Below are 5,972 nucleotides of genomic sequence, written 5' to 3' on the forward strand. Positions count from 1 at the left end.
GCCAGGGGTCGGACGGGAGGCTCATGACATGTCCTCCAGTCCACCCAGGAGTTCGCGCAGCTTCTCGTAGCCCCGGTGCGCGCGGAGCCGGGCCGCGCCCGCGCGGATGCCGCGCATCTCGGCGATCTCCTCGAAGGACCAGCCCTCCAGCTTGCTCAGCACCACCGCCTCGCGCTGCTCCAGGGGCAACTGCTGGAGCGCGTCCTCGATGCGCCGGCGCATGGCCGGGTCTCCATCCGGCGCGGGCACCGCCGTGGGCCCCTCCGGCGGCGCGTGCGCGTGCGCGTCCACGTGCTGCTGGTGCCGCAGCGCATCCCGGGCCGCGTTCGCCGCGATGGTGAGCAGCCAGGGGGTGAAGCGCGTGCCCCGCTCGTAGCGGCCCCGGGCGCGGATGACGGAGAGGAAGGTCGTCTGCATGAGGTCCTCCGCCAAAGGCCCGTCCCTCACCATGCGAGCGAGGAAGCCGTGCACGCGCCCGGCGTGCCGGGCGAACAGCGCCTCGAACGCCGGCTGGTCTCCCTGGCAGAACTGGTCCATGAGCACTTCGTCCGTGACGCCTTCCATCGTCTGGCTCACGGACGGCCCTGCCCGGAAATCGTTTCCGCGAACGGTCGATTGCCCTCCAGGCTGCTCCAAGGCCTTGAAACGACAAGCGTTGGACGTGACATCGCCAGGGGGCTCGCTTCCAGGACCCGAAAGGGTAGTGTCGCGCGCCTTCCCTGTTTCAGCGCGTTTCCCCACTTCGAGCGTCCATGTCCCCGGCCGAGGTCGTCATCCAGAACACGCTGTTCGAATCGCTCCTTCGCTGCGTGCGGATGGACAACGCGATGCGCGAGCGCATGGCGGCGGCGGGCTACGACCCGGACCGCCCCCGGGCCAGCTATCCGGCGTCGGTGTTCCTGCGCTGCCAGAACCTGGTGCTGCAGGCGGCCTACGCGGGCCGGCCTCGCGAGGAGGCCCTGCGGCAGATGGGCCGGGACCTGGTGCGCGGCTACTTCGAGACGCTGGTGGGCAAGGTGGTGAACGTGGCCCTGAAGGTCGCGGGCCCGGACCGCGCCATGAAGCGCGTGGCGCTGAGCTTCCGCTCCGTGATGGAGCCGGTGGAGATCACCTCCACGGAGCTGGGCCCCAAGGACTGGCGCGTGACGTTCCAGGGCTATCCGTTCCCGTCGGAGGCCGCGGCGGGCTGTTGCGAGGAGGCCCTGCGCCAGGCCGGGGCCTCCAACCCCAGCGCGGTACTCGAGTCCGATGACGGCCACGGCCGCTTCGAGCTGCGCATGCGCTGGTAGGACGTCCCTGTGCACGCCGTAACGGTGAGCATCATCCTTCCACCGCGACATGACTGAATGCGCTATGAGGGCCCCATGAAAATCGGCAAGGACAGTGTTGTCGCCATTGACTACAAGCTGCACCTCGGCGACGGGAAGATCGTGGACGAGAGCGAGGCAGGCGAGCCGCTCGTCTACCTGCACGGCTACGAGGAGATCGTCCCCGGCCTGGAGAAGGCGCTGGAGGGCAAGTCCGCGGGCGAGTCGCTGAAGACGGTCGTCTCCGCGGCGGACGGCTACGGCGACTACGACCCGGAAGGCGTCGAGGAGGTCCCCCGTTCCGAGTTCCCCGACGACCTGGAGATCAAGGCCGGCGGCATCCTGAGCGCCACGGATCCGGAGGGCGACGAGGTCGACTTCCTGGTGAAGGAGGTGCGCAAGGACACGGTGCTGGTGGACTTCAACCACCCGTTCGCCGGCAAGGAGCTGCACTTCGACGTCACCATCAAGGAAGTGCGCGCCGCCACGCCCGAGGAGCTCGAGCACGGCCACGCGCACGGCCCTGGTGAGGACCACGATCACTGACCTGCGGGGCCCTTTGGCCGGCCCTTGCCGTGCGTCCGGGCATGCCGCCCGGGCGCCGCGCCTTCGGGCCGCTTGGAGCGCCCATGGTCGGCCTGGGGCGGCCCCGGGTCGCGCTGCTTCGCCGCGAACGCCTCCATCTCCCGCTTGAAGATGGGGTCCCTGCGCGGCACCTCCGTGCGCGGAAGCTCCTGGCGGATGATGCGCTCGATGTCCTGGAGCGTGCGGCGCTCCACCTCCAGCGCGAACAACGACGCCCGTCCACTGGCCGCCGCGCGAGCGGTGCGGCCAATCCGGTGCACGTAGTCCTCCGGTCCGTGCGGCACGTCCAGGCTGATGACGTGGCCAATGTCATCCACGTCCAGGCCGCGCGCCGCCAGGTCGGTGGCCACGAGGCAGCGGTACTGCCCCCGGCGGAAGCCCTCCAACGCCTGACGCCGCTGGGCCTGCGTGCGGCCCGCGTGCAGGGCGGCGGACTTGTGGCCCGCGGCCGCGAGCAATTCCTTCATCTTGTCCGCGCGCTGCTGGGTGCGAACGAAGATGAGCGCGCTGGCTTGATCCTGGGAGAGCAGCGTGAGGAGCAGGGGCCACTTCTCCTCGGGCTTCACGATGTAGAGGTGCTGTTCGGCGCGAGGCGCGGGCGTGCCGCTGGGAGTCACCTCCACGCGCACGGGCTTGTGCAGGGCGCGCTGTCCGAAGCGCGTCACGTCCGCGCCCAGCGTGGCGGAGAACAGCAGCGTCTGGCGCTCGCGGGGCAGCGCGTGGAGGATCTGGTTGATCTGCGGCAGGAAGCCCATGTCGAGCATCCGGTCCGCCTCATCCAGCACCAGCGTCTGGATGCGCGACAGGTTCACGGCCTTCACGCCCAAGAGGTCCACGAGCCGGCCCGGCGTGGCGACGATGAGGGTGGGGCGCTCGCGCAGCGCATCCACCTGAGCGTTCATGTCCTCGCCGCCGACGATGAGGACGGGCAGGACGCCCAGGGGCTCGCCGAAGAAGCGGGCCTGCTCCTCCACCTGCTGCGCCAGCTCGCGCGTGGGCGTGAGGATGAGGCCCCGCGTGCCCTTCTCGCCCGCGAAGCGTTCAATCATGGGGAGCAGGTAGGCGGCCGTCTTGCCGGTGCCGGTGGCCGCGCAGCCAATGACGTCGCGGCCGGACAGCGCGGGCGGGATGGCCTGCGCCTGGATGGGCGTGGGGGCACCGAAGCGGGCACGCTTCACCGCACCCAGCGTTTCGGGAGACAGGCCCAGGGACTTGAAGGAAGCACTCATGCCCCACGCCTCCCACGTTTCGGGCCAGGGAGGGAAGGGGGATTGCAGGGCATGAGTGCCCGGGCCTCGGCTTTCAGCCCGCGTTCAGCGCCGCGCCATGGTGGCGCAGGTGGTCCTCCATGAACGTGGAGACGAAGTAGTAGCCGTGGTCGTACCCCTCCTGCATGCGCAGGGTGAGGGGCTGGCCCGCCGCCTCGCAGGCCTCCTTCAGGAAGTGCGGGTGCAGCTGGTCCGGCAGGAACTTGTCCTTCGTCCCCTGGTCCACCAGCAGCGCGGGCAGGCGCCGGCCGGCCTTCAGGAGCTCCGTGGCGTCGTACTCGCGCCACGTCGCCTCATCCGGCCCCAGGTAGCCGCCAAAGGCCTTCTTGCCCCAGGGGCTGCGGATGGGAGCCCCGATGGGCGCGAACGCGGACACGGACCTGTACCGGCCCGGGTCGCGCAGCGCCGTGACCAGCGCGCCGTGCCCGCCCATGGAGTGCCCGAAGATGCCCTCGCGGTCCATGCGCGCGGGGAAGTGCGCACCGATGATGCCGGGCAGCTCCTTCGTGATGTACGTGCCCATGCGGTAGCGCGCCTTCCACGGCTCCTGGGTGGCGTCCAGGTAGAAGCCCGCGCCGGTGCCGAAGTCCCAGTCCGCGTCCTCGCCCGGGATGCCCGCGCCGCGAGGACTGGTGTCCGGCGCCACGAGCATCAGCCCCAGCTGTGCCGCCACGCGCTGCGCGCCGCCCTTGATGGCGAACGTCTCCTCCGTGCAGGTGAGGCCCGCCAGGTAATACAGCACGGGCACCTTGCCGTGCTTCGCCTGGGGCGGGGTGTAGACGCTGAAGCGCATCTCACCGCCGCACGCCTCGGACGGGTGCTTCCAGAAGGACTGCGTCCCCCCGAAGCACGCGTGCTCGCTGACGAGCGTGGGAGCCACGGCGCTCATGCGTACTTCACCACGCTGCGGATGGACTTGCCTTCGTGCATCAGGTCGAAGCCGTGGTTGATCTCCTCCAGCTTCAGCGTGTGCGTGATCAGCGGGTCCACCTGGATCTTCCCGTCCATGTACCAGTCGACAATCTTCGGCACGTCCGTGCGGCCGCGCGCGCCGCCGAACGCGCTGCCCTTCCACACGCGGCCCGTGACGAGCTGGAACGGACGGGTGCTGATCTCCTGACCCGCGCCCGCCACGCCGATGATGATGCTCTCGCCCCAGCCGCGGTGGCAGCACTCCAGGGCCTGGCGCATCGTCTTCACGTTGCCGATGCACTCGAAGCTGTAGTCCGCGCCGCCGCCGGTGAGGTTGACGAGGTAGGGGACGAGGTCTCCCTCCACCTCCTTCGGGTTCACGAAGTGCGTCATCCCGAACTTCTCCGCGATCTCCTTGCGCGCGGGGTTCAGGTCCACGCCGACGATCATGTCGGCGCCCACCATGCGCGCGGCCTGCACGACGTTGAGGCCGATGCCGCCCAGACCGAAGACGACGACCTTCGCGCCGGCCTCCACCTTCGCGGTGTAGACGACGGCGCCCACGCCGGTGGTGACGCCGCAGCCGATGTAGCAGACCTTCTCGAACGGGGCGTCCTCGCGGATCTTCGCCACGGCGATCTCCGGCAGCACCGTGTAGTTCGCGAACGTGGAGCAGCCCATGTAGTGGTGGATCATCTGCTTGCCCAGGCGGAAGCGGCTGGTGCCATCCGGCATCAGGCCCTTGCCCTGCGTGGCGCGGATGGCCGTGCACAGGTTCGTCTTCTGGGACAGGCACGACTTACAGCCGCGGCACTCCGGCGTGTAGAGCGGGATGACGTGGTCGCCCTTCTTCACGCTGGTGACGCCCGGGCCCACGTCCACGACGATGCCCGCGCCCTCGTGGCCGAAGATGGCGGGGAACAGGCCCTCCGGGTCCGCGCCGGAGCGGGTGAACTCGTCGGTGTGGCACAGGCCGGTGGCCTTCAGCTCGATCAGCACCTCGCCCGCCTTGGGGCCCTCCAGGTGCACGGTTTCGATGCTCAGGGGCTTGCCGGCCTCGAAGGCGACGGCGGCGCGGACGTCCATGGTGGGGCTCCTGTGAGTGGGGAAGGAAGACTCCCCACTGTAGAGGCCACGCACCGCGTCGTCCGTGAAAAGAACCAGCCCGACCCATCAGGGCCCGCTACTAGACGGAGATGAGGCCCTTGCGGATGCCCTCGGTGACGGCCTCCACGCGGTTCGTCACTTCGAGTTTCCGGTAGATGTGCTCCAGGTGCGTGCGGATGGTCGCCTTGGACAGCGACAGCAGCCGGGCCGCCTCGCTGTTGGACACGCCCTTGGCGATGAGCTGGAGGATCTCCCGCTCCCGGTCCGACAGCGGCTTGAGCAGCGGCTCGTGCGCGGACGCTTCATCACTGGCTGGCGCGGACTCCGTCACGGGCAAGGGTTCGGTGGGCACGGGCGCGGTGTCCGGCTCCACGCGGAAGTGGCGCAACAGGCGGCGCGCCAGGTTCGGCTGGATGACCGTGCCGCCCGCGCGCACCTCCTTGATGGCCTCGACGATCTTGTCCACCGTGGCGCCCTTGAGCAGGTAGCCGGACGCGCCCGCCTTCACGGCTTCGAGGACTTTGTCCTCCTCGTCGAAGATGGTGAAGATCAGGATCTCCACCTTCGGGAAGCGCGCCTTCACCTCTCGCGTGACGTCGATGCCGCTCATGCGCGGCAGTCCCAGATCCAGCAGCAGCACGTCCGGCTGCTCGCGCTCCACCTCCACCAACGCGGCCTCGCCCGACAGCGCGGTGCCCACGATGTCGATGTCCGGGTGGCCTTCGAAGAGGCGCAGCTGGTTCTTCAAGATCTTGGTCTGGTCCTCCACGACGAACACGCGGATGGGGAGGGC

At 69.5% G+C, this 5,972-nt stretch carries 7 protein-coding genes; 2 read left to right on the forward strand and 5 right to left on the reverse strand.

The features are described from left to right. Positions 1–21: 21 nt before the first annotated feature. Positions 22–564, reverse strand: coding sequence for an RNA polymerase sigma factor (locus D7X55_RS34235; RefSeq protein WP_120552429.1), 543 nt, complete (start codon positions 562–564; stop codon positions 22–24). A gap of 188 nt (positions 565–752) precedes the next feature. On the opposite strand from D7X55_RS34235, the gene D7X55_RS34240 reads away from it, so the two are divergent. Both D7X55_RS34240 and D7X55_RS34245 read left to right on the forward strand, forming a co-directional pair. After that, positions 753–1,289: a DUF2378 family protein gene (locus tag D7X55_RS34240; protein WP_121725248.1), complete on the forward strand. Its 537-nt coding sequence runs from the start codon at positions 753–755 to the stop codon at positions 1,287–1,289. A 75-nt stretch (positions 1,290–1,364) separates the two neighbouring features. Continuing rightward, a complete protein-coding gene (locus tag D7X55_RS34245) occupies positions 1,365–1,853 on the forward strand; it encodes a peptidylprolyl isomerase (protein ID WP_121725249.1) in 489 nt (162 codons plus the stop codon). Here the strand turns inward: D7X55_RS34245 and D7X55_RS34250 are convergent. The 4 genes from D7X55_RS34250 to D7X55_RS34265 form a co-directional block, all read right to left on the reverse strand. Then, on the reverse strand, positions 1,847–3,121 hold the full coding sequence (locus D7X55_RS34250) for a DEAD/DEAH box helicase (protein WP_120552427.1): 1,275 nt from the start codon (positions 3,119–3,121) through the stop codon (positions 1,847–1,849). The genes D7X55_RS34245 and D7X55_RS34250 overlap by 7 nt on opposite strands. A gap of 73 nt (positions 3,122–3,194) precedes the next feature. Beyond that, entirely contained in the window at positions 3,195–4,049 is an 855-nt protein-coding gene (fghA, locus tag D7X55_RS34255; protein ID WP_121725250.1) for an S-formylglutathione hydrolase, read from the reverse strand. Further along, positions 4,046–5,158 carry an S-(hydroxymethyl)glutathione dehydrogenase/class III alcohol dehydrogenase gene (locus tag D7X55_RS34260; RefSeq protein ID WP_120552425.1) on the reverse strand — a complete coding sequence of 371 codons (1,113 nt, stop codon included), beginning with the start codon at positions 5,156–5,158 and terminating at the stop codon, positions 4,046–4,048. The genes fghA and D7X55_RS34260 overlap by 4 nt, the downstream gene beginning before the upstream one ends. Positions 5,159–5,258: 100 nt before the next feature. Then, positions 5,259–5,963 carry a response regulator transcription factor gene (locus D7X55_RS34265; protein ID WP_233610238.1) on the reverse strand — a complete coding sequence of 235 codons (705 nt, stop codon included), beginning with the start codon at positions 5,961–5,963 and terminating at the stop codon, positions 5,259–5,261. Positions 5,964–5,972 lie beyond the last annotated feature (9 nt).

Origin of the sequence: Corallococcus sp. AB049A, from assembly GCF_003668885.1 — a bacterium.
Lineage (GTDB): Bacteria > Myxococcota > Myxococcia > Myxococcales > Myxococcaceae > Corallococcus > Corallococcus interemptor.